This is a genomic window from Nocardioides aequoreus (assembly GCF_000720335.1).
Taxonomy (GTDB): domain Bacteria; phylum Actinomycetota; class Actinomycetes; order Propionibacteriales; family Nocardioidaceae; genus Marmoricola; species Marmoricola aequoreus.
The window spans coordinates 380050-406728 of record NZ_JOJN01000001.1; the positions used below are offsets into that span (position 1 = coordinate 380050).

Below are 26679 nucleotides of genomic sequence, written 5' to 3' on the forward strand. Positions count from 1 at the left end.
CTGGCATGGGTGACCAGCTGCTCCGCGTCCACAACCTCACCGTCTCCGCCGACGGCTACGGCGCCGGGGAGGGCCAGAGCCTCGAGCGACCCTTCGGCCACGCTGACCCCGAGGCGCTGCACGCGTGGGCGATGGCCACCGCGAGCTTCCCGCACCGGGTCGCGGGGGGCAGTCGCGGGCTCGACGACCTCTTCGTGCGGGAGTTCCACCGCAACATCGGCGCCGAGATCATGGGACGGGGCAAGTTCGGCCCCCAGAGCGGCCCGTGGACCGACCTCACGTGGCAGGGCTGGTGGGGCGAGGATCCGCCCTTCCACACCCCCGTCCTCGTCATGACCCACCACCTCCGCCCGTCCTTCACGCTCTCCGACACCACCTTCCACTTCACCGACGCCCCGCCCGCGGCCGTGCTCGAGCAGGCGCGGGCGGCCGCCGAGGGGCGCGACGTCCGGCTGGGGGGCGGAACCACCGTGGTGCGGTCCTTCCTGGAGGCCGGCCTGGTCGACACGCTGCACGTCGCGGTGGCGCCGCTGGAGCTCGGCGCGGGCTCCCGGCTGTGGGAGGACGCGGCGGAGCTGGAGGCCGACCACCACCACGAGGTCGTGCCGAGCCCGAGCGGCGTCGTGCACCACCTCTACTGGCGCCGCTGAGTCCCGTCGGGCGCAGCGGCGCAAATCGGTCGGCGCGTCGTACGGCGAGGGTCCGCGCTCGTCATGCCCGGTGAGCGACACTGGGCCGGACGCCACCACCACGGGGATTTGAGGGAACACCAATGAGCAACCAGGGCCTGTCCATCTTCGACCGCGAGCCCGAGCGCGGGGAGTCCACCGACGCCGAGTCGACCACCCAGGTCATGCCCGTGGTCGAGGAGTCGGGCGCGAAGGCGCAGGACTCCGGCACGACCCGCACCAAGTCGCGCCCGGCGGCCCCCACGCAGCGGCAGCAGGAGCAGCCCTCCGGGCAGCGTCCCGCCGCCTCCCCGGCCCCGCGAGCGGCGGCGTCCGGCTCGTCGTCGGCCCCCACGTCGACCCCCGCCTCGGCCGCACCCCAGCTGCCCACCGTGCGTCGCGGGGGCTACGACACCGGCGCGGTCGACTCCTTCGTGCGCACCACCACCGCCGAGAAGGCCGGGCTCACCGCGAGCCTGCAGGAGGCCCAGTCGCGGCTGCGCGCCCTGGAGTCGGAGGTCGAGAGCCTGCGCACGCAGGTCGAGGAGAACGAGAACCCCACCTACGCCGGCCTCGGCGCCCGCGCCAACGAGATGCTGCGGCTGGCCGAGGAGCAGGCGGCCGACGTCGTCAACGAGGCGAAGGCCCAGGCGACGCAGGTTCGCCAGCAGGCGCAGCGCGACGCCGCCACCACCACCTCGCAGGCCGAGGCCGACGCCGAGGACATGCGCATCGTGACGATGCGCGAGCTCGAGGAGACCCGCAACCGCACCACCGCCGACATCGAGGCCCACCGCACCCGCTCGCTGGCCGAGGCCGACGACGCGCTGGCCAGCGCCCGGCGCGAGGCCGAGCAGACCCGGCTCGCGGCCGAGCAGGAGACCAACGCGCTGCGCACCTCCGCGGCCCGCGAGGCCGAGGCCAAGCGCGCCGCCGCCGAGCGCGAGGTGGCCGAGGCCAAGCGCGAGCTCGCGGTCGAGCAGGAGCGGATGACGCGCGAGGCGGCCGAGAACCACGACCTCGCCATCGCCGAGACCCGCCGGCTCGTCGAGGAGGCCCAGCAGCGCGCCGACGCCGCCGAGGCCCGGGCCCGCGAGGCGGTCGAGGCGGCCAACGCGGCCCGCGAGCAGGCCGCCCAGGAGTCCGAGCAGGTCGTGACGCGCTCGCGCCGCGAGGCCGAGCAGATCGTCAGCGCGGCCAAGAAGCAGGCCGAGCTGCTGCGCAACAGCGCCCACACCGACCACGAGGCCGAGCTGCAGGCGCTGCAGGCCGAGGTGCAGCGACTCTCCCGCCGCCGCGACTCGATCACCGCTCAGCTGGCGGCGCTCCACGACGTCGTCTCCGGCTTCGGCAAGGACGACGACTGACGCGCCCACCCTCACGGCGTACGACGACGCCCCCGGTGCACCGCGAGGTGCGACCGGGGGCGTCGTGCGTGGGTCGGGCGTAGGTCGGGTGGCCGCTCAGGCGGACCAGCGGACGGACTCCTCCACGATGTCGGCGAAGGCATGGACGCCGCGGAGATCGGCGCGGGTCTGCAGCAGCGAGCTGACGCCCTGCAGGTGGCGTGAGGCGAGGTCGCGGGTGGCACCCTCGCGGCTACGGCGGACAGGCGTGGAGACGAGCGTCAGGTCGGTGACCTCGTCGATCATGGAGGCGGTCATGGATCCAGGGTGACCGCCGAAGGTCACCGGACGGTTGACGCCGAGTTACGGGTAGGTCACCAGTCTGGATCGATCCAATCGCACGAAACCGGCCCTCAGAAGTCGAAGCCGCCGCCGTCGAAGCCGCCGTCGAACCAGCCGCCACCGCCGGCGTCGGCGGAGCCGCCGCCCTCCCAGCCCCCGAAGCCACCGGCGTCGCCGCCGCCGTCGCCACCCCAGTCGCCGCCACCGTCGCCGCCCCCGTCGCCGCCGTCGGCGCCACCGCCCTCGGCGCCGTCCCAGCCCCCGAAGCCGCCCATGGCGCCGCTGAAGAGCATGCCCATGAACATCCACTGCATCGGCGCGAAGGCCGCGAAGTAGCCGGCGGCGTACGGCTCGTAGGCACGTCCGCCCTCCCAGTAGGGCACCCGCTGCGCCCCCACCAGCACCTTGCGGGAGTCGGGCTCCGCGCCGGCCCTGACCCGCTCGGCGTCGAGCGCGCAGGCGGGCACGTCACGCTGGGCGCCGCCGGGCGGGGCGTACGGCACGTCCTCGACCGAGAGGCCGTGGCGGGGGTCGAAGAAGCAGGGCGGACGCCGGGTCGGGAGCGGCTCGCCCGCCACGCGAGCCCGCACGCAGGCCATCGCGTAGCGGCCGTCCTCGAGGATCTCGGTGACGTGCTTGACCTCGTCGGGCGAGGAGATGTTGTCTGCGGCGGTCTTGGCCGACTCGTAGGCGTCGAGCGCGCGCTGGTAGTCGGCGCGCTGGCCGGCGTCGAGCTCGCGGCCGGCGACGTCGGCGTCGAGCTGCTGCAGCTCCTCGCCGAGCACCGTGACGTCCTCGAAGACGAGCGTGCGCACGGGCGCCAGCTCGGCCTCCCGCTGCTCCAGCTCGCGCTGCTTGCTGGCGGCGCTCGCCCGTCGCAGGCCGACGACGAGGCCGGCACCCAGCACCACGATCAGGAGGAGCAGCAGCAGGTCCATGCCCCGAGACTACGTCCGGGCTGGCAGCGCCCCCAGGCTCACGACCGCACGAGCGTCGCCCGCCGGGAGGGAGCCGCGCCGAGCGCCAGCACCGCACCCGCCGCCACCAGCAGCACGCACGCGGCGCCGACGTAGAGCTGGGTGGCACTCCACCCGGCGTCGACCAGCCGACCGGTGAGCAGCGGCGCGAGGATCGCCCCGATCCGCCCGACGCCGATGCCCCAGCCCATGCCGGTGCCACGCACGCGGGCGTCGTACAGCCCGGGGGTGACGGTGTAGAGCCCCGCCACGCAGCCGTTGACCAGCGCGCCGACCACCACGCCGACGACCAGGGCGAGCGCGAGCACCGAGATGCTCAGCACCAGCGCCACCATGGCGACGGCGGCGAGCACGGTGAAGACGACCAGCACCCGGCGCGGCGCCCGGCCGGCGGTGACGAGGCCGTAGAGGACCGACCCCGCGGCACCTCCCAGCGCCAGCGCCATCCCGGCCGAGGCAGCCTGATCGGGCGAGAGACCGGCCCGCGACAGCAGCGTGGGGGTCCAGCTGTTGACGAAGTAGAAGCCGAACATGGTGGCGAAGAAGGCCAGCCACACCAGCAGCGTCGGGCGCCGCAGCGGACCCGCCAGCAGGCTGCCGACCTGCCGGGCCGGCGGCGGGCCGGAGCCGTCCGCCGCGTCGGCGGGGTCGGGCAGCCCGTCGGCCAGCGACGCCAGCGGCTCCTGGCGCATCCGCACGAGCACCCGGTTGACCCGGGGCAGGTCGGAGGCGCGGCCGCGGTGCACCTGGTGGTCGACCGACTCCGGCAGCAGCGCCGCGAGCAGCACCAGCGCGCCCAGCGTCAGCACCGTCCCGGTCCAGAAGACGCCGCGCCAGCCGAAGGACTCCTGCAGCGTGATCGCCGCCAGTCCGCCGATGGTCGCGCCCACGCCGTAGCCGGCCGTGTAGATCCCGATCGCCAGGCCGCGCCGCCGGTCGTTGGAGAACTCGCTGGCCACGACGTTGGTGCAGGCCAGGATGCCGCCGACGCCGAGACCCGTCACCACCCGGGTCGCGCCGAGCGTGAGCGCCGTCGGGGCGAGGGCACTGCCGAGCATGCCGGCACCGGCGAGCGCCACGCACCCGAGCACCACCCCTCGGCGGCCCCACGTGTCGGCCAGCGGCGCGAGGAGCAGCGAGCCGAGGGCCATCCCGACCAGACCCGCGCTCAGCAGCAGGCCGATCTGGGTGCCGCTCAGCGCGAAGTCCTCCCCCACGGCGCCGGCGGTGAAGGCCATCGCCATCACGTCGAAGCCGTCGAGGGTGTTGAGCAGGACGCACAGGCCGACGACCATCCACTGGTAGGGCGACATCGGTGCGGCGTCCAGCCGAGCGCGGATCCCGCGTGCGTCGGCGGGCGGGTGTGCGGCGGGTGCGGTCACGGGAGCTCCAGGGTGAGGACGCCCCGTCTCTCGGGGGCGGTGTCGGCGGCGGGGTCGGAGGCGGGGTCGGGGTCGGCGGGGAGGGTGTCGGTGCCGGGCGGCACGGCCACGCGGGAGACGCACAGGCAGAGCCGCTCGCTCGCGGCCTTCTGCGTGTCGTCGAGGAAGACGTCGCGGTGGTCGACGCGGCCCTGCACGTCCAGGACGCGGGCGAGGCAGAGTCCGCACTCGCCCCGGCGGCAGTCGGCCATCACCGGGATGCCGGCCTCCTCGAGCGCCTCGAGCGCGGTGGCGTCGGGTGGCACGACGACCTCGCGTCCGTGCCCGGGCAGGCGCAGCACGAACTCCTGCGCCGCCCAGGAGCCGCTGTTGCCGAAGGTCTCGAAGCGCAGGTGCGTCGGCGGCAGGCCCGCCTCGCCCCAGCAGCGGCGCACCGCCTCCATCAGCCCGATCGGGCCGCACATGTAGAGCTCGGTGCGACGGGCGACGTCGGCGGCCGCGATCTCGCCGACCAGCCGCTCGACGGCCAGGGCGCCGCCCTCGTCGTCGACGTGCAGCGCCAGGCGGTCGCCGTGCCGCTGCCGCAGCTCCTCGAGGTAGGGCAGGACCGAGCGGCTCCGGCCGACCACCACGAGCCGGTAGTCGGCGCCGCGGGACCGGAGCGCCTCGGCCATGGCCAGCACGGCGGTGAGCCCGATCCCCCCGGCCAGGAGCACGTAGCGGGCGGCACCCACACCCAGGGGGAAGTTCTGCAGCGGGGCCGTCACCGGGAGGCGGTCACCGACCCGGAGCGCGTGCATGCGGCGCGACCCGCCCCGGCTCGTCGGCGAGAGCTGCACGGTCAGCGTCAGCCGGCGACCGCCGTCGTCGCTGCGCACGACCGAGTAGGAGCGCGTCAGGGTGCGGGGACCGTCCGGCTCGTCCGTCGCGGGCGGCGCCAGCCGCAGGTCGACGTGGGTGCCCGGGCGGGCCGGGGTCGGTCGCTCGGGGGCCAGCACCACCCGGCGCACGCCCTCGGCGACCTGCTCGGCCTCCACCACCTCGGCGGTCCCCCAGACCAGGGTGCTCTGCGTCGCCACGGCTCAGCGGCTCGCGACCGGGCGCAGGTGGTCACGAGGCGTCCCGGCGTCGGGCTCGCGGCCCTCGGCCCGGAGCATCTCGTCGAGGATGCGGCGCACCCACATGCCACCGCCGTCGACGTTGAGGCTGTAGAAGGCGTGGTCGGGGTTGGCGTCGATGGCGCGCTGCTGCGCGACGAGCATCTCCTCGTCCTCGGCGAAGACGCCCTGCACGCCGGAGCGCAGCTGGGTCGTGATCAGCTGGGAGTCGAGGCGGTAGTTGCGCATGAAGGCCCAGAAGTAGTGGCTGCTGCGCGCGGACTCGGGCGTGATCGTGTTCATCACGTAGCCGTTGACGCCCTGGCTGCGATCGCCCTCCGGGGCGCCCGTGCCCGCCTTGGCCACGCCGACGTCGATGCAGATCGTCGACGGCGCCTCGTAGTGGATGATCTGCCAGCGGTCGACCCTGCCGTCGAAGTCGGGGAAGCGGTCGCGCAGGTTCTTGCGCCAGAAGGGCGGCGGGTCGATGTCGCGCATCCAGCGGGTCACGCTCACACGGCGCTCGCCGTCGCGGGAGATCTCGAACTCCGACTCGCTGAGCTCGGCCTGCCCGATGCTCCCGGAGTGCACGAACTCCTCGTGCGTCAGGTCCATCAGGTTGTCGAGCACCAGCTGGTAGTTGCAGCCCGCCGCGATGGTGAGCCCGTCGCCGGCCCAGCCGGGGTCGTCCATCTGGTGCATGTCGGGCACCAGGTCGGAATCGGCCAGGTCGGGGTCGCCGGGCCAGACCCACACGTAGCGGTGCCGCTCGACCACCGGGTACGACGGGACCGCCGCGCTGGGGTTGACCGTCTTCTGCGCCGGCATCAGGGTGCAGCGGCCCGAGGAGCTGTAGCGCAGGCCGTGGTAGGGGCACTGCAGCTCGTCGCCCAGCACCTTGCCCATCGAGAGCGGCGCGAGCCGGTGCCAGCAGGCGTCCGCCAGCGCCACCGCGGTGCCGTCGGTGGTGCGCCACAGGGCGAGGGGGACGTCGGCGACCGTGCGGCCCAGCGGCTCTCGCGGGCTGACCTCGTGGTCCCAGGCGGCGACGTACCAGGCGTCGCGGGGGAAGTCGAAGACCTTGGCCGTGACCTGGCGGGGGGCGGAGCTCATGCGGCGTACCTCCAGAAGTACCTATGTCGATAGGTATGTAGCGGATCGTGGCCTGGAAGGTCTTCGCCTACGACGGCCTGGTCGACCAGGCGCGCCGTGAGATCGCGTGGGCCGAGCGCGGCCTCGCGCTCGTCGACGAGCTCGGCGAGGACGTGCCGCCGCTCGAGCCCCTGCCCGACGTCGCGGCCGACCTCCCCGGCCCCGGCTGACGGGCATCCCCCGGGTCAGCGTGCCGCGCGCCGCAGCCGCTCCCCCGCGCGGGCGACGGCCTCGCGCAGCTCGGGCGGGTCGAGCACGTCGAGCTCGGCACGCAGCGAGAGCAGGAAGACCACGATCGCCTCGAGGTCGTCGGCGCCGGAGGTCAGCAGGCACGCGTCGGGACCGTCCGGCTCCAGCCTGGCCACCTGCGGGCTCACCCAGGCACCGACCTCCTCGAGGGGACGGTGCACCCGCACCCGCGCCACGTGGCGGTACGGCGCCGCGCTGACCGACCGCTGCACGAGCTCGACCGGGTCGGGGTGCCCGCGCGGGGCGAAGCGCCACGTGGTCACCTCCAGCGCCGTCATCCGGTCGAGGCGGAAGGTGCGCCAGTCGTCGCGGTCGAGGTCGTGGGCGACCAGGTACCACCGGCGGCTCGTCGCCACCAGCCGCACCGGCTCGGCGCGGCGCACGGTCTCCTCGCCGGTGTGGCTGGTGTAGCCGAAGCGCACCCGGACCCGGTCGCGGCAGGCCCGGGCCAGGCGCAGCAGCACGTCGCCGTCGACCTGCGTGGTGCTGCCCACGAGGGTGTCGGTGGCGTCCTGGATCGCACGCACCTCCGCACGCAGCCGCGGCGGCATCACCTGGTCGAGCTTGGCCAGGGTGCGCACGGCGGCCTCGCTCGCCCCCGCGACCGTCCCACCGGCTGCGAGCCGCAGCGACACGGCCACGGCGACCGCCTCCTCGTCGGCCAGCAGCAGCGGCGGCAGCGCCTTGCCGGCCCCGAGCCGGTAGCCCCCGCCGGCGCCGTGCGTGGCCTCCACCGGGTAGCCGAGCTCGCGCAGCCGGTCAACGTCGCGGCGGATGCTCCGCGTGGTGACCCCGAGTCGCTCGGCGAGCTCCGGACCGGACCAGGTGGGCCGGGACTGCAGCAGGGCCAGCAGCGTGAGGACCCGCTCGGTGGTGCTCATGGGCCCATGCTCGCAGGCGCTGCGGACAGGAGCTGTCCTACTAGCACACGAGGCTGGGCGCATGACGACGACCCTGGACTGGACGACGCTGCTCCTCGACCAGCTGGAGTGGCACTGGCGCCACCAGCTGCGGCCCCGCCTCGCCGGCCTCACCGACGCGGAGTACCTCTGGGAGCCCGTGCCCGGCTGCTGGAGCGTGCGACCGCGGGGCACCGGATCCGCGCCGATCCAGGCCGGCGCGGGCGAGGTCACCATCGACTTTGAGATCCCCGAGCCCGACCCCGAGCCCGTCACCACCATCGCCTGGCGCCTCGGGCACGTGATCGTCGGCGTCCTGGCGATGCGCAACGCCACCCACTTCGGCGGGCCCGCCGCCGACTACGAGTCGTGGACGTACGCCGCCACGGCCGACGAGGCGCTGGCCCAGCTCGACGAGGCCCACGACCGCTGGGTCGCCGGCGTACGCCGCCTCGACGCCGAGGCGCTGGCGCGTCCCTGCGGGGAGCCCGGCTTCGAGCAGGACCCGATGGCCGCCCTGGTGCTGCACATCCACCGCGAGCTGCTGCACCACGGGGCCGAGATCGCCCTGCTGCGGGACCTCTACCGTCAGCGCCTCGAGTAGTCGCGGAAGCCGCGCTTGGTCTTGCGTCCGAGGTAGCCGGCCGTGACGAGGTGCTCCAGGAGCGGGGCGGGGGCGAAGCCGGGCTCGCGGAACTCCAGGTAGAGCTCGCGCTGGATCGCCAGCGAGACGTCATTGCCGACCACGTCGAGCAGCTCGAAGGGACCCATCGGCAGGGCACAGCCCTGCTTCATCGCGGTGTCGATGTCGTCGGCGGTGGCGTAGTGCGCCTCGAGCATCTTGATCGCGTCGTTGAGGTAGGGGAAGAGCAGTGCGTTGACGATGAAGCCGGCGCGGTCGCCGCAGGAGACCGGCACCTTGCCGACCGCGGCGCACAGCGCCTGCACCGTCTCGGCGACCTCGGAGCTGGTGGAGACGGTCGAGACGACCTCCACCAGCTTCATCACCGGCGCGGGGTTGAAGAAGTGCATCCCGATGACGTCCTGCGGCCGGTCGGTCGCGCCCGCGCAGGCGATGATCGGCAGCGACGACGTGGTCGTCGCGAGGATCGCGCCGGGCTTGCAGATCTCGTCGAGGTTCTCGAAGAGGGTGGTCTTGACCTTGAGGTCCTCGGCGATCGCCTCGACCACGAGGTCGGCGTCGGCGAGGTCGTCGAGCGAGGTCGTGCCGGTGAGGCGTCCGAGCACCTCGGGCTTGACCGACTCCTCCAGGCGGCCCCGCTGGATCGCCTTGTCGAGCGAGCGCTCGATGGTCGCGGCGACGCCGTCGACCTTCTCCTGGCTGCGGCCGACGTAGGTGACGGCGTACCCCGCCTTGGCGAAGACCTCGACGATGCCGCTGGCCATGGTGCCGGTGCCCACGACGCCCACCCGACGGATGTCGTGGCGCAGCTGCGGCGCCTCGTCGGCCGACGGCGTGCGCTCGTCGGGCACCACGACCGGGGAGTCGGCCGCCTCGTAGGTGTAGAAGCCGCGACCGGTCTTGCGCCCCAGCAGCCCGGCGGTGACCATCTGCTTGAGGATGGGCGCCGGCGCGTGCAGCCGGTCGCGACCCTGGCGGTACATCGTCTCGAGGATCTCGTAGGCCGTGTCGAGGCCGATCAGGTCGAGCAGCGCCAGCGGCCCCATCGGGTAGCCGCAGCCGAAGCGCATCGCGGCGTCGATGTCCTCGCGGCTGGCGTAGCGGTGCTCGAACATCGAGACCGCGTGGTTGAGGTAGCCGAAGAGCAACGTGTTGGCAATGAAGCCGGCCTTGTCGCCGCAGACCACGGGGTTCTTGCCCAGGGTGCGGACCAGCGCGGTGACGTCGTCGAGCACCTGCGGCTCGGTGACGACGGTGCGGACGACCTCGACGAACTTCTGCACCGGCGCGGGGTTGAAGAAGTGCACCCCGACGACGCGGCCGGGGTGCCGGTTGGCGGTCGAGATCTCCGTGACCGACAGCGAGGAGGTGTTGGTCGCGAGCACGGCGTCGGCGGAGACCACGTCCTCGAGCTCGGCGAAGATCCGCTTCTTGACCTCCAGCGACTCCACGACGGCCTCGATGACGAGGTCGGCGTCCGCGAGGTCCTTCAGGGAGGTGGCATAGGAGACGCGCCCGAGCAGCTCGTCGCGCTCGACGTCGGTCAGCTTCTCGCGCTTGACCGCCCGCGCCGTGGAGCCCTCGAGGTGCTGGCGGCCGCGCGCCGTGCCCTCCTCGTCGACCTCGACGCCGATCACGGAGTAGCCGTGCCGCGCGAAGACCTCGGCGATGCCCGCCCCCATGGTCCCGAGCCCGATGACGCCGACCGTGCTGAACTCGTGCTGCGCTGCCTCAGTCATGGCGGGCATCCTGCCAGGGTTAATGCTCGTTCACGATGTGGCGAGGGTCACGGCGCCGCGAGGTCGTCGACGAGCCGGACGACCTCCTCCGCGGTCCCCCACGACAGCGTCACCCCGGCGCCGCCGTGGCCGTAGCAGTGCACGGTGCGACCCTGCGCCTCGACGCGCACCGAGGTGCGCACCGGCCGCAGCCCGACCCGCTGGGCGACGATCCGCCCCCGCGCCAGCTCCGGCACGAGCGCGGTCGCCCGGCTCCAGATCGCCTCGGTGGTCTCGGGCGAGACGGTCCGGCTCCAGACGCCGGGCTCGTCGGTGCCGCCCACGACGACCACCTCGGTGCGCGGGATGACGTACGTCGGCCCGGCCGCGTGCAGCCACCAGCGGTCGAGGCGGACCCCCGCGACGTGGAGCACCTGCCCGCGGACCGGGCGCAGGTCGTCGTCGTGCGCGAGCAGGCGGGCGCCCAGGCCGGCGGCGTCGACCACGACCTCGTCGGCCCGCGGCTCGGGCAGCCCGCCGAGACTGGCGCGGGTCAGCGTGCCGCCCAGCTGCTCGAGCCGGGTGCGCAGCCAGACCAGGTAGAGCGGCATGTCGACCACGGGAGCCCGGAAGGACCACGCGTCGGCGTACGGCGCGGGCGCCGCCACCCGGGCGAGCCCCGGCACGGCGCCGGCCCACCACGGGTCTGGCTCCGGGCGCTCGAAGACCTCCGTGCCCGGCACCATCCGCACGCCCGTCGCCTCGCTCGCCACCTCGGCCAGCTCGGCGAAGACCTCGTAGGACCGCGCCGACCACGCCGTCACGCGCTCGGGCGGCAGCGCCTGGTAGGGCCCCCACACCGCGGCCGCGACCACGGAGGTGGTCTCGAGGGGCAGGTCGCGGGCCAGCACGTCGACCCGGTGGCCCGCCTCCGCGAGCCTGACCGCACAGGTCAGCCCGACGACCCCGGCCCCGACGACCACCACGCGTGCCACCCGCACAGGATGGCAGGTAGATTCGCCGACCGTGAGACTCGTCGTCGCGCGCTGCCAGGTCGACTACGCCGGCCGGCTCACCGCCCACCTCCCCATGGCGACCCGGGTGCTGATGCTCAAGGCCGACGGCTCGGTGCTGGTGCACTCCGACGGCGGCTCCTACAAGCCGCTGAACTGGATGAGCCCGCCGTGCACCCTGCGGGTGGGCGAGACCGAGGACGGCCGGGTCGAGTGGCTGGTCGAGGCCAAGTCCGGCGACTCGCTGCGCATCATCGTCGAGGAGGTCCACTCCGACACCAGCCACGACCTCGGGGTGGATCCGGGGCTGGTGAAGGACGGCGTCGAGAAGCACCTGCAGGAGCTGCTGGCCGAGCACCCGGCGACGCTCGCCGACGGCCTGACCCTGGTACGCCGCGAGTTCCCCACCGCCATCGGTCCGGTCGACCTGATGTGCCGCGCCGACGACGGCGCCTCGGTCGCGGTGGAGGTCAAGCGGCGCGGCGAGATCGACGGCGTCGAGCAGCTCACCCGCTACCTCGAGCTGCTCAACCGCGACCCCGCCCTCACCCGCAAGGGGCCGGTGCGCGGCATCTTCGCCGCCCAGGAGATCAAGCCGCAGGCCCGGGTGCTGGCCACCGACCGCGGCATCGGCTGCGCCGTCGTCGACTACGACGCCCTGCGCGGCATGGACGACCCCTCCCAGCGCCTCTTCTGACCTCCCGGCTCCGACCTCCTGCGCCCGGAGGCGCGACACCGGGCGTCGGCTGGAGCAGACTGGTGGCCGGAGGGGAGCCGCCGATGCCCGAGCCCACGCTGTCGCCCGAGGAGCCGGTGGTGCTCCACGAGCACCTCACCCCCCTGCGGCCCCTGCTCGGCCTCTGGCGCACCACCGGCACGGTGCACGGCCCACGCGGTGCGCGCAGCGCCCGGCTCGGCGGTCACGACTCGTGGACGGCGCTGCCCGGCGGGCGCTGGATCGCCCACCAGAGCGCGACGACGACCTCGGGCGTGCCCAACTACCTCCACGAGGTCGTGGGCGGCAGCCACCCCGACGGCGGCTGGCAGATGCTGGTCTTCGACGAGGGCCTGCTGCCCGAGCTCACCCGGGTCAGCCTCGACGGCCCGCACCACGTCGTGGTCGAGGGTGAGGGCACCCGCGGGGTCTTCGACCTCCGCCTCGCCGCGGAGGGCGTGATGACCGCGCACTGGGAGCGGGAGGTCGACGGGGCTCGGGTGCGCTGGCTCGACCTGCACTTCCACCGCCGCGGCACGGCCACGCCCTCCTCGGACGGGCTGTCGCGCGGCTCGGCGTAGGAGCACACTGGGGGCAGTCCGACCGGGGGAGGACCCATGGTGCCCGCACCGAGCCACCACGACGACGGCCCGTCGTCCGCACCGTCCGAGCAGGCCGAGGCCCTGGCCGACCACCTGCGCCCGCTGCTGCCGCTGCTCGGCCGGTGGCGCACCACGGGCACCGTCTTCGACCGCCAGGGCGACGAGGCGGCCCGCATCCGCGGGCAAGACTCGTGGGCGCCGCTGCCCGGCGGCCGCTGGATCACCCACCAGAGCGCCACCCGCGTCGGCGACCGCCTGGTCCACGTGCACCAGGTGATCGGCGGGGAGCACCCCGACGGGGGCTGGCAGATGCTGGCCTTCGAGGAGGGCTCGATGCCCGAGCTCACGCGGCTCAGCGATGCGGGCGACGGCGTGATGCAGGTGCTGGGTCCCGGCACCCGGGCGACCTTCCAGCTGCCGACCCGCTCGCACGACCCCCTGCTGGCGCACTGGGAGCGGCTGGTCGACGGCTACTGGCTGCCGTGGCTCCGGGTGCGCTACGAGCGCGTCTGAGCCCGCGGCTCAGGCCTCGTCGCTGCGCAGCGGGAAGGTCATCCGGAAGGTGGTGCCGGCGTCCTCGCCGGCGACGACCTCGATGCTCCCGGCGTGGGCCTCGACGATGGCCAGCGCGATGGTGAGGCCGAGCCCGGCGCCGGGTGTCTGCTGCGCCACCGCGGTCGGCGCGCGGAAGAGCCGCTCGAAGAGCTGCTGCGGGTCCTCCTCGCCGATGCCGACGCCGGTGTCGACGACGTCGATCTGCGCCTGCGAGGCGGTGTGGCGCAGCACGACGCGCACCCGGCCGCCGGCGGGGGTGAACTCGATGGCGTTGGAGAGCAGGTTGTCGAGCGCCTGACCGAGCCGGTCCCGGTCGCCCGCCATCGCGACGGCGTAGCCGGGGGTCTCGAGCGACAGGCTCAGCTGCGCCTCCTCGGCCCGCGGCCGTCCCGCCTCCACGGCGTCGCGGACCACCTGCTCGAGGTCGATGTCGGTGGCGCGGATCGAGAGTCCGGACTCCTCGATCGCCACGAGCGTCAGCAGGTCGTCGACGAGGCGCAGCTCGCGCTCCGCGCTGCGCATGATCACCGAGAGGAAGCGCTGCCCCTGGGGGCTGAGCTCCTCCAGGTCGCCCATCAGCTCGCCGTAGCCGATCATCGAGGTCAGCGGCGTGCGCAGCTCGTGGGAGACCGTGGCGAAGAAGTCGTCCTTGACCCGGTCGGTCTCCTCCTGCATCCGGCGGCGCTCGGAGATGTCGCGCACCGCCGCGAGCACGAGCAGGCCCTCGTCGGTCTCCAGCGGCGAGAGCGTGATCTCGACCGGCAGCTCCGAGCCGTCCTTGCGGCGGGCGCGCAGGTCACCGGCCAGGCCCATCGGGCGCGCCTGGGGCTCGGTGACGTAGCCCTGCCGGAAGGCCATGTGCATGCCGGCGTAGCGGTCGGGCACCAGCACCTCGACCTGCTGGCCGACCAGCTCGGACCGCTCGTAGCCGAACATCTGCTCGGCCTGCGCGTTGACCAGCGTGATGACCCCGCTGCGGTCGACGATGACCATGGCGTCGGGCGCCGCCTCGAGCAGCCCCCGGAAGAGCTTGGTCTGCTGCTGCTTCTCGCCGGCGTCGCGCATCACCACGGTGACCAGCGGGCCGTCGGAGGTGGACACGGGACCCACGGTGAGGTCGAGGTGGAGCCGCTCGCCGTCGGCGCGGAGCACCCGGCAGTCGCGGACGGTGACCTCGACCTGGTTGACCGTGACGGCCGAGACCATCGTGCGCTGGAAGTCGTGCATGGTGTCGCGGCCGAACTCGGTGATCGTCATGCCGGTCATGGCGCTCACGGGGACGCCCACGAGCGCGGACGCCGCGTCGTTGGCGACCAGGATGGCGCCCGTCGCGTCGCACAGCACCATCGCCTCCGGCGAGGCGCGCACCGTCGCCGTGAGAGCGTCCCGCTCCCACGGTCGGTCGTCGTGCGCCTGCAGCATGGGGGTGTGCTGTTCGCTTCCGTGTCGTCGCCCGAGTCGGCCTCGCCGGTGCGGTCTCCCGCACACTACGACGCCTGGGGCTCTCGGGTCGTCGGTTCGGCCAGGTCGGCCCCGGTTTGACCCGCAGGTCCTCTAGACCAGTCCGTGGGCGCTGCGGATGGCGCGCACGATGCCCCCCATGGCCTGGGTGAGGCTGAAGTCCTTGGGCGTGAAGACCTCCGCGACGCCGAGCTCCTTGAGCGCGCGCGCGTCGCGGTCGGGGATGATCCCCCCGACGATGACGGGGACGTCGTCGATCCCGGCCTCGCGCATCTGCGCCAGCACGTCCGGCACCAGCTCCATGTGCGAGCCGGAGAGGATCGAGAGGCCGACGCAGTGCACGTCCTCGGCCACCGCGGCCGACACGATCTGCTCCGGGGTGAGCCGGATGCCCTGGTAGACGACCTCGAAGCCCGCGTCCCGGGCGCGCACCGCGACCTGCTCGGCGCCGTTGGAGTGACCGTCGAGACCGGGCTTGCCGACCAGCAGTCGCAGCCGCCCGCCCAGCTCCTCGCCGGTGCGTCGCACCTGCTCGCGGACGTCGGTCAGCTCCTGGCCGCCGTCGGCGAGCCCGACCGCGCCGGAGACCCCCGTCGGGGCGCGGAACTCGCCGAAGACCTCGCGCAGCGTCCCGGCCCACTCCCCCGTGGTCGCTCCGGCCCGCGCCGCCGCCAGCGTCGCCGGCATCAGGTTGACGTCGGTCTTGGCCGCCTCGGCCAGCGCGGCCAGCGCGGCCTCGACGGCGTGCTGGTCGCGCTGGGCGAGCCAGTCCTCCAGCGCGGCCACCGCCGCGCGCTCGGCCTCGGGGTCGGCGGCCTGGATGGCGGTGTCGAGGTCGGCGGTGAGCGGCGACGGCTCGGTGGTCTCGTAGCGGTTGACCCCCACGACGACCTCCTCGCCGCTCTCGATGCGGGCGCGCCGGGCGGCGTGGCTGCTGACCAGCTCCTGCTTCATGTAGCCCGACTCGACGGCGGCGATCGCGCCGCCCATCGCCTGCACCCGGTCGATCTCGGCGCGCGCGTCGTCGACGAGCCGGGCCACCCGGGCCTCCACGACGTGCGAGCCGTCGAAGAGGTCGTCGTACTCGAGCAGGTCGGACTCGAAGGCCAGCACCTGCTGGAGCCGCAGCGACCACTGCTGGTCCCACGGGCGCGGCAGGCCGAGCGCCTCGTTCCACGCGGGCAGCTGCACGGCGCGCGCCCGGGCCCCCTTGCTCAGCGTCACGCCGAGCATCTCCAGCACGATGCGCTGCACGTTGTTCTCCGGCTGCGCCTCGGTCAGGCCCAGCGAGTTGACCTGCACGCCGTAGCGGAAGCGGCGCATCTTGGGGTCCTGGACGCCGTAGCGCTCGCGGGTGATCTCGTCCCACAGCTGCACGAAGGCGCGCATCTTGCACATCTCCTCGACGAAGCGCACGCCCGCGTTGACGAAGAAGGAGATCCGGCCGACGACCTTCTCGAAGTCCTCCTCGGAGACCTGGCCGGAGTCCTTGACCCGGTCGAGCACCGCGATCGCCGTGCACAGGGCGTAGGCGAGCTCCTGCGTCGGCGTCGCTCCGGCCTCCTGCAGGTGGTAGCTGCAGATGTTGATCGGGTTCCACTTCGGGATCTCGTTGACGGTGTAGGCGATGACGTCGGAGATCAGCCGCAGCGAGTGCTCCGGCGGGAAGACGTAGGTGCCCCGGGAGAGGTACTCCTTGATGATGTCGTTCTGCGTGGTGCCGGCCAGCTGGGCGGCGACCTCGCGCGGCTCGAGCTCGGGGTTCTGCTCCTCCGCGACCACCTGGTAGAGCGCCAGCAGCCACATCGCCGTGGCGTTGATCGTCATCGAGGTGTTCATGCCCGTGAGCGGGATGTCGGCGAAGAGGCGACGCATCTCGCCCAGGTGCGGCACCGGGACCCCCACCTTGCCGACCTCGCCCCGCGCGAGGGGCGAGGTCGGGTCGTAGCCGGTCTGGGTCGGCAGGTCGAAGGCCACCGAGAGGCCGGTCTGCCCCTTGGAGAGGTTGGTGCGGTAGAGCTTGTTGGACTCGGTGGCCGAGGAGTGACCGGCGTAGGTCCGCATCACCCACGGCCGGTCCTTGGGACCGCGCTCGCTGCTCATGGCCCGAGGTTAGGGCGCATTCACCGGCCGCGACATGTCGATGTCAGATCAGTCACACCCGGCACATCTCACAGCGGGCGCTCCCGTGGGGGCGGTCGTCACACCGGTGCGACGGGGGCGGCCTCCGCGGCCGGCTCCTGCGGGGGCTCCAGCGGCAGCACCGAGCGCAGGTGGGTCAGGTGCAGCAGCCGGCGTACGCCGGTGCTCGCCCCGCGCAGCACCACCCGCCCACCGCGGCGGCCCGCCACCCGGTTGGCCACGGCCAGCAGCTTGAGCGTCGTCATGTCGACCGAGTCGACCGCGGTGATGTCGACGACGACGGTGCCGCCCACCTGGTCGATGAGGTGGTAGAGCCGCTCGCGCAGCTCGGCCGTGCAGCGCACGTCGAGCGCGCCACGCACCACCAGCACGTCACCGTCGTACGAGAACTGCATCCGCCCCACCCCTTCCACCATGAGTACCACTCGGGTGGGGCTCCCGGCGCGCGACTTTCCGCAAGCGCTGCCAAACCGAGACCTGGGGACTAGCCGGACGCGACCGGATCGCCCTCGAGGCGGCGTACCCCGGCACCGACCCCGGCCAGGGTCTCGGCGAACCACGGGTAGCCGCGGTCGACGTGGTGACCCTCTGCGACCACCGTGCGGCCCTGCGCGGCCATGCCGGCCAGCACCAGGGCGGCCCCGGCCCGGATGTCGTGGGCGACCACCGGCGCGCCCGAGAGCTCCGGCACGCCCCGCACGACCGCGTGGTGACCGTCGGTGCGCAGGTCGGCGCCGAGCCGGGCGAGCTCCTGGGCGAACATGAAGCGCGCCTCGAAGACGTTCTCGGTGATCATGGCGGTGCCGTCGGAGACGGCGGCCAGCGCCATCGCGAAGGGCTGCAGGTCGGTCGGGAAGCCGGGGTAGGGCAGCGTTGCGACGTCGAAGGCGCGCAGCCGCTGCTCGCAGCGCACCGTGAGCGCGGCGTCGTCGAGGTCGACGGAGAGCCCCGCGCCGACCAGCTTGTCGAGCACCAGCTCGAGGTGGTGGGCGCGACCGCCCTCGACACGCAGCGCCCCGCCGGCGATCGCGGTGGCGAAGACCCAGGTGCCCGTGACGATCCGGTCGGTCACGGTGTGGTGCTCGACGGGGGTGAGGCGGCGTACGCCGTCGACCTCCAGGGTGGAGCCGGAGATGCCCTCGATGCGGGCCCCCATGGCCACGAGCATCTGGCACAGGTCGACGATCTCGGGCTCTCGGGCGGCGTTGTCGATGACCGTGTGGCCCTCGGCGAGCACCGCCGCCATCAGCAGGTTCTCGGTCGCCCCGACCGACGGGAAGTCGAGGTAGAGCGAGGTGCCGTGCAGGCCGTCGGGACCGACCTCGGCCACCACCTGCCCGTGCTCGATGCGCACCCTGGCCCCGAGGTCGACCAGGCCGCGCATGTGCATGTCGAGGCCCCGCGAGCCGATCGCGTCACCTCCCGGCAGCGCCACGCTGGCCCGCCCGCAGCGGGCGGTGAGCGGGCCGAGCACGGCGATCGACGCGCGCAGCCGGCGCACCAGGTGGTACGGCGCCTCGTGGCCGAGGTCCTCGGGCACCTCGATGACCACGCGCCCCGAGCCGGAGCCGGCCGTGCCGTCGACCTCGTCGGGGAAGGTGATCTCGACCCCGCAGCCCAGCTGCGTCAGCAGGTCGCCCATGACCACCACGTCGAGGATGTGCGGCACGTTGTGCACCACGCTGCGACCCGGGGCCAGCAGCGCCGCGGCCATCAGCTTCAGCGCGGAGTTCTTGGCGCCCCCCACGTGCACCGTGCCCTCGAGCGGTCGGGTCAGCGGCCCCCCGGAGACGACCTCGAACCCGCTCATCCCGCGAGACTAGCGAGCAGCCGCTCCGCCTCGCGCGGGTGGCGGAGCACCAGCACGGGTGGACCCTCGGCGGCCTCGCACATCGCCCGGGTCGCCGCGCGCTTGCGGGGCAGCGCGCGCACGTGCCAGCGCAGGATCGACTCCGGGCCGAGCGCTCGGCGCAGGGTCTCGACGTTGCCGTGGCAGACCCGCTCACGGGTCACGACCCGGCGCACGGTGCGTCGCAGCAGGCGGCCCAGCGAGACGTGGGCGGCGTAGTCGAGCGCGACGACCACCTCGGCCCGGGCGAGCACCAGCGGGCGCACGCTCGAGTAGGCGGTGTCGAGGATCCAGCCCTCCCCCGCGACGATCCGCTCGACCTCGGCCCGCAGCCGCTCGTGCGGTGACTCGACCCACCCGGGTCGCCACGCGAGGTGGTCCATGTCGGTCCAGGGGAGGTCGAGGTGCTCCCCCAGCGCCGCCGCCAGCGTCGACTTGCCCGCCCCGGTCACCCCGTGGAGCAGGATCCGCCGGGCTCCCCCGAGCTGCTGCGTGACCGGCACCGGGTCAGGGTGCCACGTCAGCCGGCCAGGTGCCCCAGGTCGGAGTGCTCGCACGAGCAGGTCTCGCGCGCCAGCGACCAGCCGCGGCGTACGACGGCCTCGTGGGCGCAGCGCAGGCCGTGCCACTCGTGCGCGCAGTGCTCGCAGTGCATGCGACGGCCACCTCCTGGTCGGTCCGAGATCACCTACCCAACCGGACGGGTTCCCACCTGACCAGGTGGACGGGCCGCGAGGTTGCTCACACACGCCGTCGGCGTGGGGCGTACGGCGCCGCCTCCTAGGGTGAGCGCATGGTGAACCTGACGCGGATCTACACCCGCACCGGCGACGGCGGCCGCACCCGGCTCGGCGACATGAGCGAGACCACCAAGCTGGACCTGCGGCTGCAGGCCTACGCCGACGTCGACGAGACCAACGCCCACCTCGGCGTCGCCCTGGCGACCGGCGGCGTCGAGGACGACGTCGCCGCCGTGCTCCCCCACGTTCAGAACGACCTCTTCGACGTCGGTGCCGACCTGTGCACCCCCGTGGTGAGCGACCCGGCGTACCCCCCGCTGCGGATCGAGCAGGACTACGTCGACCGCCTCGAGGGCTGGTGCGACGCCTACAACGAGGGTCTCCCCACGCTGCGCTCCTTCATCCTCAACGGCGGCACGCCCGCCGCCGCCCAGCTGCACGTCGCCCGCACCGTGTGCCGCCGCGCCGAGCGCTCCGCCTGGGCGGCCTTCGAGACCCACGGCGAGCAGATGAACCAGCTCGCGATCACCTACCTCAACCGCCTCAGCGACCTGCTCTTCATCCTCGCCCGCCACCTCAACCGCGAGCAGGGCGACGTGCTCTGGGTCCCCGGCGGAGAGCGCGGCTGACCGCGCCGGCTCAGCCCCCGGCGCCGGCCCCGCGCGAGCCGGGAGGGCCGGCCTCGAGCCAGGACGAGAGGCCCGTGAGGGAGTCGGCGGCCAGGGCGAGCTCGAGCTCGCCGTCGCGGGTCCTGCAGCGGATCACGACCTGGTCGGCGTACAGCATGTGCCGCTCGTCCGGGCTGCGGAGCCGCTGCCCGAGGAGCACCAGGTCACGACGCTGCCAGACGCGGCTGGGCGAGGGGCTCGGGGAGAAGATCCGGAACCACTCGAGCGAGTCGGCGCGGTAGCGGCCGAGGCCGAGCGCCCAGCCGCCGTCGTCGCGCACGCTGAGCTCGAAGGTGCCGCCACGACGCTCGAGCAGCCGGCGCCTCAGGACGAGCCCGACACCGACGAGGAGGACCAGGAGCAGCACGGCGCCAACCGCGTCGAGCAGCCACAGCCACCAGGTCATCCGCACCTCGTTCCGTCGCCGACGGGTTCCCCTGGGCTCAGGGTAGGAGATGCGCGAGAACGCACGAGGGCCGCCCCGGTGCGACCGGGGCGGCCCTCGTGTGTGGTGCGGGTCAGCTGCTCCGCTCGGCGGCACGCACGCGCGCTTCGAGGCGGCGTACCTCGGTGCGCGCCTCGTCGTCGCCCTCGCCCGCCTCGTGGGCCCGCTCGAGGTCCTGACGTGCCTTGGAGAGGTCGATGTCGTGCGCCATCTCGGCGGTCTCGGAGAGGATGGAGACGCGGTCGTTGGCCACCGACAGGAAGCCGGAGTCGACCGCAGCCACCCAGGTCTCGCCGTCGGTGGTCTGCACGTCGACGACGCCCTCGACCAGCAGACCGAGCAGCGGCGCGTGCCCGGTGAGCACGCCGATGTCACCCTCGGCCGTGCGCGCGATCACGCGGTCCGCCTCCCCCGACCACACGAGGCGGTCGGCGGCGACGAGCTCGACGTGCAGGCTCACGACGACTCTCCGGTCTGCTTCTGGATCTCGGCCCAGCGGCGCTCGACGTCGTCGAGGCCACCGCACATGAAGAAGGCCTGCTCGGCGACGTGGTCGTACTCGCCGTCGGCGATCTTGTTGAAGGCCTCGATCGTGTCGGCCACGGGGACCGTGGAGCCCTCGATGCCGGTGAATTGCTTGGCCACGTAGGTGTTCTGCGAGAGGAACCGCTGGATCCGGCGGGCCCGGCTGACGATGATCTTGTCCTCCTCGGACAGCTCGTCGACACCGAGGATCGCGATGATGTCCTGCAGCTCCTTGTTGCGCTGCAGGATCTGCTTGATGCGGATCGCGCAGTCGTAGTGGTCCTTGCCGATGTACTGCGGGTCGAGGATCCGCGAGGTCGACGTCAGCGGGTCCACCGCGGGGTAGATGCCGAGCGAGGCGATCTCGCGCGAGAGCTCCGTGGTGGCGTCGAGGTGGGCGAAGGTGGTCGCGGGCGCCGGGTCGGTGTAGTCGTCGGCCGGCACGTAGATCGCCTGCATCGAGGTGATCGAGTGACCACGCGTCGAGGTGATCCGCTCCTGGAGCACGCCCATCTCGTCGGCCAGGTTGGGCTGGTAGCCCACGGCCGACGGCATCCGGCCGAGCAGCGTGGAGACCTCGGAGCCCGCCTGGGTGAAGCGGAAGATGTTGTCGATGAAGAGCAGCACGTCCTGGTTCTGCACGTCGCGGAAGTACTCCGCCATCGTCAGCGCGGACAGCGCGACCCGCAGCCGGGTGCCCGGCGGCTCGTCCATCTGGCCGAAGACGAGGGCGGTCTGGCCGATGACGCCGGCCTCCTCCATCTCCACGATCAGGTCGTTGCCCTCACGGGTGCGCTCGCCGACGCCGGCGAAGACCGACACACCGCCGTGGTCCTTGGCGACGCGGGCGATCATCTCCTGGATCAGCACGGTCTTGCCGACCCCGGCGCCGCCGAAGAGGCCGATCTTGCCGCCGAGCACGTAGGGCGTCAGCAGGTCGATGACCTTGATGCCGGTCTCGAACATCTCGGTCTTGGCCTCGAGCTGGTCGAAGGCCGGAGCCTTGCGGTGGATGCCCCACCGCTCCTTGACGTCGTACTCCTCCCCCTCCTCGAGGTTGAGCACGTTGCCGAGGGCGTCGAAGACGTGGCCCTTGGTGATGTCGCCGACGGGCACCGAGATCGGGCCGCCGGTGTCGCGCACCTGGGCACCGCGGACCAGGCCGTCGGTGGGCTTCAGCGAGATGGCGCGGACCATGCCGTCGCCGATGTGCTGGGAGACCTCGAGGGGCAGCACCGTGGTCTGGCCGCCGAGGGTGACCTCGGACTCGAGCTTGTTGTAGATCTCGGGCATCTCGTCGGACGCGAACTCCACGTCGACGACCGGGCCGATCACCCGCGCGATGCGGCCGACACCGCCCTGTCCCTCGTTGGTCTGGGTCTCTTCTGCAGTCGCAGTCATCTGTGTCTCACTCACTTCCGGCCGTGGCGTCGGCGAGCGCGTTGACGCCTCCGACGATCTCGCTGATTTCCTGGGTGATGCCGGCCTGGCGGGCCTGGTTGGCGATGCGGGTGTACTTCTTGATCAGCTCGTCCGCGTTGTCGGTGGCCGACTTCATCGCCTTCTGGCGGGCGGCGAGCTCGGAGGCGGCCGCCTGCAGCAGGGCGAAGAAGATCCGGCTCTGCACGTAGCGCGGCAGCAGCCCGTCGAGCACCTCGGACGGCGAGGGCTCGAACTCGTAGAGGGGCAGCAGCTCCTCCCGGGACGGCTTGTCCTCGCCCTCGACGACCTCCAGCGGCAGCAGCCGCACGGTCGTCGGCTCCTGGGTCAGCATCGAGCGGAAGCGCGTGAAGACCACGTGCACCTCGTCGACGCCCGCGAAGGAGACGGTGCCACCGTCGACCTCGCGCTCACCGGTCTCGTCGTCGTCGAGAAGGAACGCGTCGATCAGCGCCTGCCCGATCTCACGGGCGACCTCGTAGTGCGGCTGGTCGGAGTGACCCGTCCAGGCCTGCACCACCGAGCGGTTGCGGAAGCGGAGGTACGCCTCGGCCTTGCGGCCGCTGACGTAGGTCTCGATCTCCTTGCCCTCCTCGCGCAGCTTGCTCGCGAGGCGCTCGTACTCCTTGAGCACGCTGGAGGAGTAGGCCCCGGCGAGCCCGCGGTCGCTGGTCACGACCAGCACGGCGGCCCGCTTGGGGTCCTCGCTCTCCGTGGTCAGCGGGTGGTCGACGTGGGAGAAGGTCGCCACCGCGGAGACGGCCCGGGTCAGCTCGCGGGCGTACGGCGCTGCCGCCTGCGCCCGCTGCTGCGCCTTGATGATCCGGGACGCAGCGATGAGCTCCATGGCACGCGTGATCTTCTTCATCGACTCCGTCGACTTGATCCGCGCGCGGTACTCACGCAGCGATACGGCCATCAGCGATCACCCCCTGGGTGTGGCTCTCGGGTCACGACGGGTCAGCCCCGCTTCTGCTTGACGATCTGCTCCTGCTCGACGTCCTCGTCCTCCAGCGCCTCGGCCTCGGCCTCGTTGCCGGGCTTGATCGAGCCGCCCTCGGAGGTCTCGAACTGGTCGAGGAAGGAGTCGTAGGCGGCGGCGAGGCCGTCCTCGTCCTCGAACTTCTGGCTCTCGCGGATGCCCGCGAGGATGCCGTCGTGCGAGCGGTGCAGGTAGTCGAGGAACTCGTGCTCGAAGCGGAGCACGTCCTCGGTCGGCACGCGGTCGAGCCGGCCCGAGGTGCCCAGCCACAGCGACACCGTCATGTTCTCGATCGGGTACGGCGAGTACTGCGGCTGGCGCAGCAGCGCCATCAGCCGCTGGCCGCGGTCGAGCTGCTGGCGCGAGGCCGCGTCGAGGTCGGAGGCGAACATCGCGAAGGCCTCCATCGCGCGGAACTGCGCCAGGTCGACCTTCAGCGAGCCGGTGACCGCCTTCATCGCCTTGGTCATCGCGGCGCCGCCGACGCGCGAGACCGAGACGCCGACGTCGATCGCCGGGCGCTGGTTGGAGGCGAAGAGGTCGGACTGCAGGAAGATCTGGCCGTCGGTGATCGAGATGACGTTGGTCGGGATGTACGCCGAGACGTCGTTGGCCTTGGTCTCGATGATCGGCAGACCCGTCATCGAGCCCGCGCCCATGTCGTCGGAGAGCTTCGCGCAGCGCTCCAGCAGGCGGGAGTGCAGGTAGAAGACGTCGCCGGGGTAGGCCTCGCGGCCCGGCGGGCGACGCAGCAGCAGCGAGACCGCACGGTAGGCCTCGGCCTGCTTGGTGAGGTCGTCGAAGATGATCAGCACGTGCTTGCCGTCGTACATCCACTGCTGGCCGATGGCCGAGCCGGTGTACGGCGCGAGGTACTTGAAGCCGGCGCTGTCGGACGCGGGGGCGGCGACGATGGTGGTGTACTCCAGCGCACCGGCTTCCTCGAGGGCGCCGCGCACCGAGGCGATGGTCGAGCCCTTCTGGCCGATGGCGACGTAGATGCAGCGGACCTGCTTCTCGGGGTCGCCGGACTCCCAGTTGGCCTTCTGGTTCATGATCGTGTCGATCGCGATCGTGGTCTTGCCGGTCGCGCGGTCGCCGATGATGAGCTGCCGCTGACCGCGGCCGATCGGGGTCATCGAGTCGATGGCCTTGATGCCCGTGGCGAGGGGCTCGTGCACCGACTTGCGCTGCATCACCGTGGGGGCCTGCAGCTCCAGCGCACGGCGGGTGTCGCTCTCGATCTCGCCGAGGCCGTCGATGGGGGTGCCGAGCGGGTCGACCACGCGGCCCAGGAAGTTGTCGCCCACGGGGACCGAGAGGATCTCGCCGGTGCGCTTGACCTTCTGGCCCTCCTCGATGCCCTCGAAGTCACCGAGGACGACCACACCGATCTCGCGGGTGTCGAGGTTCAGCGCCAGGCCGAGGGTGCCGTCCTCGAACTCCAGGAGCTCGTTGGCCATGGCGGAGGGCAGTCCGGCCACGCGGGCGATGCCGTCACCGGCCTCGGCGACGGTGCCGACCTCCTCCTTGCTGGCGGCGTCGGGCTGGTAGTCCGACACGAAGCGCTGGAGCGCGTCGCGGATCTCCTCCGGACGGATGGAAAGCTCCGTCATTTTCTTCCCTACTCTCTGGTGCGATCGATGAAGGTGTGGGGGCCGGCCGAGGGTGGTGGCGGGATCAGCCGGCGAGCTTGCGTCGGGCCTCGTCGAGGCGGGCGGAGACGGTGCCGTCGATGACGTCGTCACCGATCTCGACGCGCATGCCGCCGAGGACCTCGGGGTCGACCACGACGTCGAGGTGCACCTGCCGGCCGTAGCTGCGCGACAGCGCGCTCTGCAGCCGGTCGCGCTCGCCGTCGGCGAGCGGCTGGGCCACCCGCACGGTGGCGACCCGCTGGTCGCGCACCGACGCCGCGACCCGCTCGAAGGCCTCGAGGGCGAGCGAGACGTTGCGGTAGCTGCCGGCGAGGGCCTGGCGGGCCAGGCGCCGGGTGGCGTCGAGGGTGCGACCCGACAGCAGCTGCTCGAGCAGCGCACCCTTGTCGGCCGCGCTGCGGGCCGGGTCGCCGAGCGCTGAGCGCAGCTCGCCGTCGCCGTCGACCAGGCGGCGCACCGCGAAGAGCTCGTCGGCCAGCCGACCCGCGTCGTCGTCGGAGGACCGGACCACCGCGATGACACCGAGGTGCTCCAGGGCGTCCGCGAGGTCACGCGGGCGGGTCCACCGCCGCTGGACGGCGTCGGTCACGATGCCGAGCGCCGTCTCGGAGACCTTGCCCTCCAGCACCGAGCGCAGCAGGCCGGCCTTGGCCGACCCCTCGGTGGAGACGTCGGTCGCGACCCGCCGCAGCGCGGGCTCCGAGCGCAGCAGGCCGGCGACCGCGAAGAGGTCGTCACCGGTCCGCGCGGCGTCCGCGCCGCCGACACCGTCCACGTGGGAGGTGAGGGCGTCGAGGGCGTCGGCGGAGGCGCCACGCAGGTCGGCTGCCATTACGCGTCGCTCCCCGCGCCGCGCGACTCCTCGTGGAGCTCCAGGTCGGCCAGGAAGCGGTCGACCACGCGCGTGGAGCGGTCGTCGTCCTCGAGGGCCTCGCCGACGATGCGACCGGCCAGCGAGGTCGCGAGCGTGCCGACCTCGGCCCGCAGGGAGGTGAGCGCCTGCTGGCGCTCCGCCTCGATCTGCGCCTTGCCGTGCTCGACGATGCGGCTGGACTCGGACTGCGCCTGCTCCCGCATCTCGGCGACGATCTGGGCGCCCTGCTCGCGAGCCTCCTCGCGGATGCGCGCGGCCTCGTGACGGGCGTCGGCCAGCTGCGCCTCGAGCTCGGCGAGCTTGGCGTCGGCCTCGGCCTGCTTGGTCTCGGCGGAGGCCAAGCCGCCCTCGATGGCCGAGGTGCGCTCGGCGAAGGCCTTCTCGAAGTTCGGCACGACGAACTTGCGGATCGCGAAGAACACGATCGCGAAGACGATCAGGCCGAGGATGACCTCGGAGAGGACCGGCATCAGGGGGCTGTGACCCTCCGCTGCCATCGGGACAGGCACCAGGCTTGTCACGTCCATGTCAGGGCTC

At 72.9% G+C, this 26679-nt stretch carries 29 protein-coding genes; 8 read left to right on the forward strand and 21 right to left on the reverse strand.

From position 1 onward, the window contains the following. The first annotated feature begins 5 nt into the window (after positions 1-5). Entirely contained in the window at positions 6-650 is a 645-nt protein-coding gene (locus IG63_RS0101765; protein ID WP_030482666.1) for a dihydrofolate reductase family protein, read from the forward strand. A 122-nt stretch (positions 651-772) separates the two neighbouring features. After that, a complete protein-coding gene (locus IG63_RS0101770; RefSeq protein ID WP_030482667.1) occupies positions 773-2035 on the forward strand; it encodes a coiled-coil domain-containing protein in 1263 nt (420 codons plus the stop codon). A 96-nt stretch (positions 2036-2131) separates the two neighbouring features. Here IG63_RS0101770 and IG63_RS20310 read toward each other — a convergent pair whose 3' ends face one another. The 5 genes from IG63_RS20310 to IG63_RS0101795 form a co-directional block, all read right to left on the reverse strand. Continuing rightward, a complete protein-coding gene (locus IG63_RS20310) occupies positions 2132-2332 on the reverse strand; it encodes a hypothetical protein (protein ID WP_036194142.1) in 201 nt (66 codons plus the stop codon). Positions 2333-2427: 95 nt separating this feature from the next. After that, positions 2428-3294, reverse strand: a complete 867-nt coding sequence (locus IG63_RS0101780; RefSeq protein WP_030482668.1) for a hypothetical protein — start codon at positions 3292-3294, stop codon at positions 2428-2430. Between the two features lie 38 nt (positions 3295-3332). After that, positions 3333-4715 (reverse strand): MFS transporter, encoded by a 1383-nt coding sequence (locus IG63_RS0101785; RefSeq protein ID WP_211249164.1) that lies wholly within the window; start codon positions 4713-4715, stop codon positions 3333-3335. Beyond that, a complete protein-coding gene (locus IG63_RS0101790; RefSeq protein WP_084596488.1) occupies positions 4712-5794 on the reverse strand; it encodes a PDR/VanB family oxidoreductase in 1083 nt (360 codons plus the stop codon). The genes IG63_RS0101785 and IG63_RS0101790 overlap by 4 nt, the downstream gene beginning before the upstream one ends. Positions 5795-5797: 3 nt before the next feature. After that, a complete protein-coding gene (locus IG63_RS0101795) occupies positions 5798-6925 on the reverse strand; it encodes an aromatic ring-hydroxylating dioxygenase subunit alpha (protein WP_030482671.1) in 1128 nt (375 codons plus the stop codon). A 47-nt stretch (positions 6926-6972) separates the two neighbouring features. Between IG63_RS0101795 and IG63_RS23170 the strand changes: the two genes are divergently transcribed. After that, complete coding sequence (locus IG63_RS23170; protein ID WP_211249165.1) at positions 6973-7134, forward strand: hypothetical protein; 162 nt, start codon at positions 6973-6975, stop codon at positions 7132-7134. Between the two features lie 15 nt (positions 7135-7149). Here IG63_RS23170 and IG63_RS0101805 read toward each other — a convergent pair whose 3' ends face one another. Continuing rightward, positions 7150-8094 carry a helix-turn-helix transcriptional regulator gene (locus IG63_RS0101805; protein ID WP_030482672.1) on the reverse strand — a complete coding sequence of 315 codons (945 nt, stop codon included), beginning with the start codon at positions 8092-8094 and terminating at the stop codon, positions 7150-7152. Positions 8095-8155: 61 nt separating this feature from the next. Between IG63_RS0101805 and IG63_RS0101810 the strand changes: the two genes are divergently transcribed. Further along, positions 8156-8716, forward strand: a complete 561-nt coding sequence (locus IG63_RS0101810) for a DinB family protein (RefSeq protein WP_211249166.1) — start codon at positions 8156-8158, stop codon at positions 8714-8716. Here IG63_RS0101810 and IG63_RS0101815 read toward each other — a convergent pair. After that, positions 8701-10494 carry a 3-hydroxyacyl-CoA dehydrogenase family protein gene (locus IG63_RS0101815; protein ID WP_030482674.1) on the reverse strand — a complete coding sequence of 598 codons (1794 nt, stop codon included), beginning with the start codon at positions 10492-10494 and terminating at the stop codon, positions 8701-8703. The two genes, IG63_RS0101810 and IG63_RS0101815, sit on opposite strands and share 16 nt — an antisense overlap. A gap of 47 nt (positions 10495-10541) precedes the next feature. Next, positions 10542-11468, reverse strand: coding sequence for an FAD-dependent oxidoreductase (locus IG63_RS0101820; protein ID WP_030482675.1), 927 nt, complete (start codon positions 11466-11468; stop codon positions 10542-10544). Positions 11469-11499: 31 nt separating this feature from the next. Here IG63_RS0101820 and nucS point away from each other — a divergent pair, with 31 nt between their 5' ends. From nucS to IG63_RS0101835, 3 genes are all read left to right on the forward strand, one after another. Beyond that, positions 11500-12183 (forward strand): endonuclease NucS, encoded by a 684-nt coding sequence (gene nucS, locus IG63_RS0101825; RefSeq protein ID WP_030482676.1) that lies wholly within the window; start codon positions 11500-11502, stop codon positions 12181-12183. Between the two features lie 83 nt (positions 12184-12266). Further along, positions 12267-12782, forward strand: coding sequence for a hypothetical protein (locus IG63_RS21230; RefSeq protein WP_030482677.1), 516 nt, complete (start codon positions 12267-12269; stop codon positions 12780-12782). 36 nt (positions 12783-12818) lie between these two features. Then, on the forward strand, positions 12819-13316 hold the full coding sequence (locus tag IG63_RS0101835) for a hypothetical protein (RefSeq protein WP_030482678.1): 498 nt from the start codon (positions 12819-12821) through the stop codon (positions 13314-13316). A gap of 9 nt (positions 13317-13325) precedes the next feature. Here the strand turns inward: IG63_RS0101835 and IG63_RS20320 are convergent, their stop codons facing one another. From IG63_RS20320 to IG63_RS23775, 6 genes are all read right to left on the reverse strand, one after another. Further along, the gene (locus IG63_RS20320; RefSeq protein ID WP_036194147.1) at positions 13326-14780 is read right to left on the reverse strand and encodes a PAS domain S-box protein; all 1455 of its coding nucleotides are present in this window, start codon (positions 14778-14780) and stop codon (positions 13326-13328) included. Positions 14781-14912: 132 nt separating this feature from the next. Next, entirely contained in the window at positions 14913-16922 is a 2010-nt protein-coding gene (locus IG63_RS0101845) for a protein meaA (RefSeq protein WP_030482679.1), read from the reverse strand. A gap of 98 nt (positions 16923-17020) precedes the next feature. Continuing rightward, positions 17021-17356 (reverse strand): STAS domain-containing protein, encoded by a 336-nt coding sequence (locus tag IG63_RS0101850; RefSeq protein ID WP_051706038.1) that lies wholly within the window; start codon positions 17354-17356, stop codon positions 17021-17023. 89 nt (positions 17357-17445) lie between these two features. Further along, on the reverse strand, positions 17446-18771 hold the full coding sequence (gene murA / locus IG63_RS0101855) for a UDP-N-acetylglucosamine 1-carboxyvinyltransferase (RefSeq protein WP_030482681.1): 1326 nt from the start codon (positions 18769-18771) through the stop codon (positions 17446-17448). Beyond that, positions 18768-19313 (reverse strand): P-loop NTPase family protein, encoded by a 546-nt coding sequence (locus tag IG63_RS0101860; RefSeq protein WP_030482682.1) that lies wholly within the window; start codon positions 19311-19313, stop codon positions 18768-18770. The genes murA and IG63_RS0101860 overlap by 4 nt, the downstream gene beginning before the upstream one ends. A 17-nt stretch (positions 19314-19330) precedes the next feature. Further along, complete coding sequence (locus tag IG63_RS23775; protein ID WP_281174259.1) at positions 19331-19465, reverse strand: hypothetical protein; 135 nt, start codon at positions 19463-19465, stop codon at positions 19331-19333. A 138-nt stretch (positions 19466-19603) separates the two neighbouring features. On the opposite strand from IG63_RS23775, the gene IG63_RS0101870 reads away from it, so the two are divergent. Beyond that, positions 19604-20179, forward strand: a complete 576-nt coding sequence (locus IG63_RS0101870) for a cob(I)yrinic acid a,c-diamide adenosyltransferase (protein WP_030482683.1) — start codon at positions 19604-19606, stop codon at positions 20177-20179. Positions 20180-20189: 10 nt separating this feature from the next. On the opposite strand, the gene IG63_RS0101875 is transcribed toward IG63_RS0101870, so the two are convergent. The 7 genes from IG63_RS0101875 to IG63_RS0101905 form a co-directional block, all read right to left on the reverse strand. Next, positions 20190-20624, reverse strand: coding sequence for a DUF2550 domain-containing protein (locus tag IG63_RS0101875; protein ID WP_051706039.1), 435 nt, complete (start codon positions 20622-20624; stop codon positions 20190-20192). 112 nt (positions 20625-20736) lie between these two features. Then, a complete protein-coding gene (locus IG63_RS0101880; protein ID WP_030482685.1) occupies positions 20737-21123 on the reverse strand; it encodes a F0F1 ATP synthase subunit epsilon in 387 nt (128 codons plus the stop codon). Then, positions 21120-22589, reverse strand: a complete 1470-nt coding sequence (atpD, locus tag IG63_RS0101885; protein ID WP_030482686.1) for a F0F1 ATP synthase subunit beta — start codon at positions 22587-22589, stop codon at positions 21120-21122. Before atpD ends, IG63_RS0101880 begins: the two co-directional genes overlap by 4 nt. 7 nt (positions 22590-22596) lie before the next feature. Then, complete coding sequence (locus IG63_RS0101890; protein ID WP_030482687.1) at positions 22597-23547, reverse strand: F0F1 ATP synthase subunit gamma; 951 nt, start codon at positions 23545-23547, stop codon at positions 22597-22599. Positions 23548-23588: 41 nt separating this feature from the next. Next, positions 23589-25226 (reverse strand): F0F1 ATP synthase subunit alpha, encoded by a 1638-nt coding sequence (gene atpA, locus IG63_RS0101895; protein WP_030482688.1) that lies wholly within the window; start codon positions 25224-25226, stop codon positions 23589-23591. Between the two features lie 64 nt (positions 25227-25290). Then, the gene (locus tag IG63_RS0101900; protein ID WP_051706040.1) at positions 25291-26100 is read right to left on the reverse strand and encodes a F0F1 ATP synthase subunit delta; all 810 of its coding nucleotides are present in this window, start codon (positions 26098-26100) and stop codon (positions 25291-25293) included. Further along, on the reverse strand, positions 26100-26669 hold the full coding sequence (locus IG63_RS0101905; protein WP_036194149.1) for a F0F1 ATP synthase subunit B: 570 nt from the start codon (positions 26667-26669) through the stop codon (positions 26100-26102). Before IG63_RS0101905 ends, IG63_RS0101900 begins: the two co-directional genes overlap by 1 nt. Positions 26670-26679: the final 10 nt, after the last annotated feature.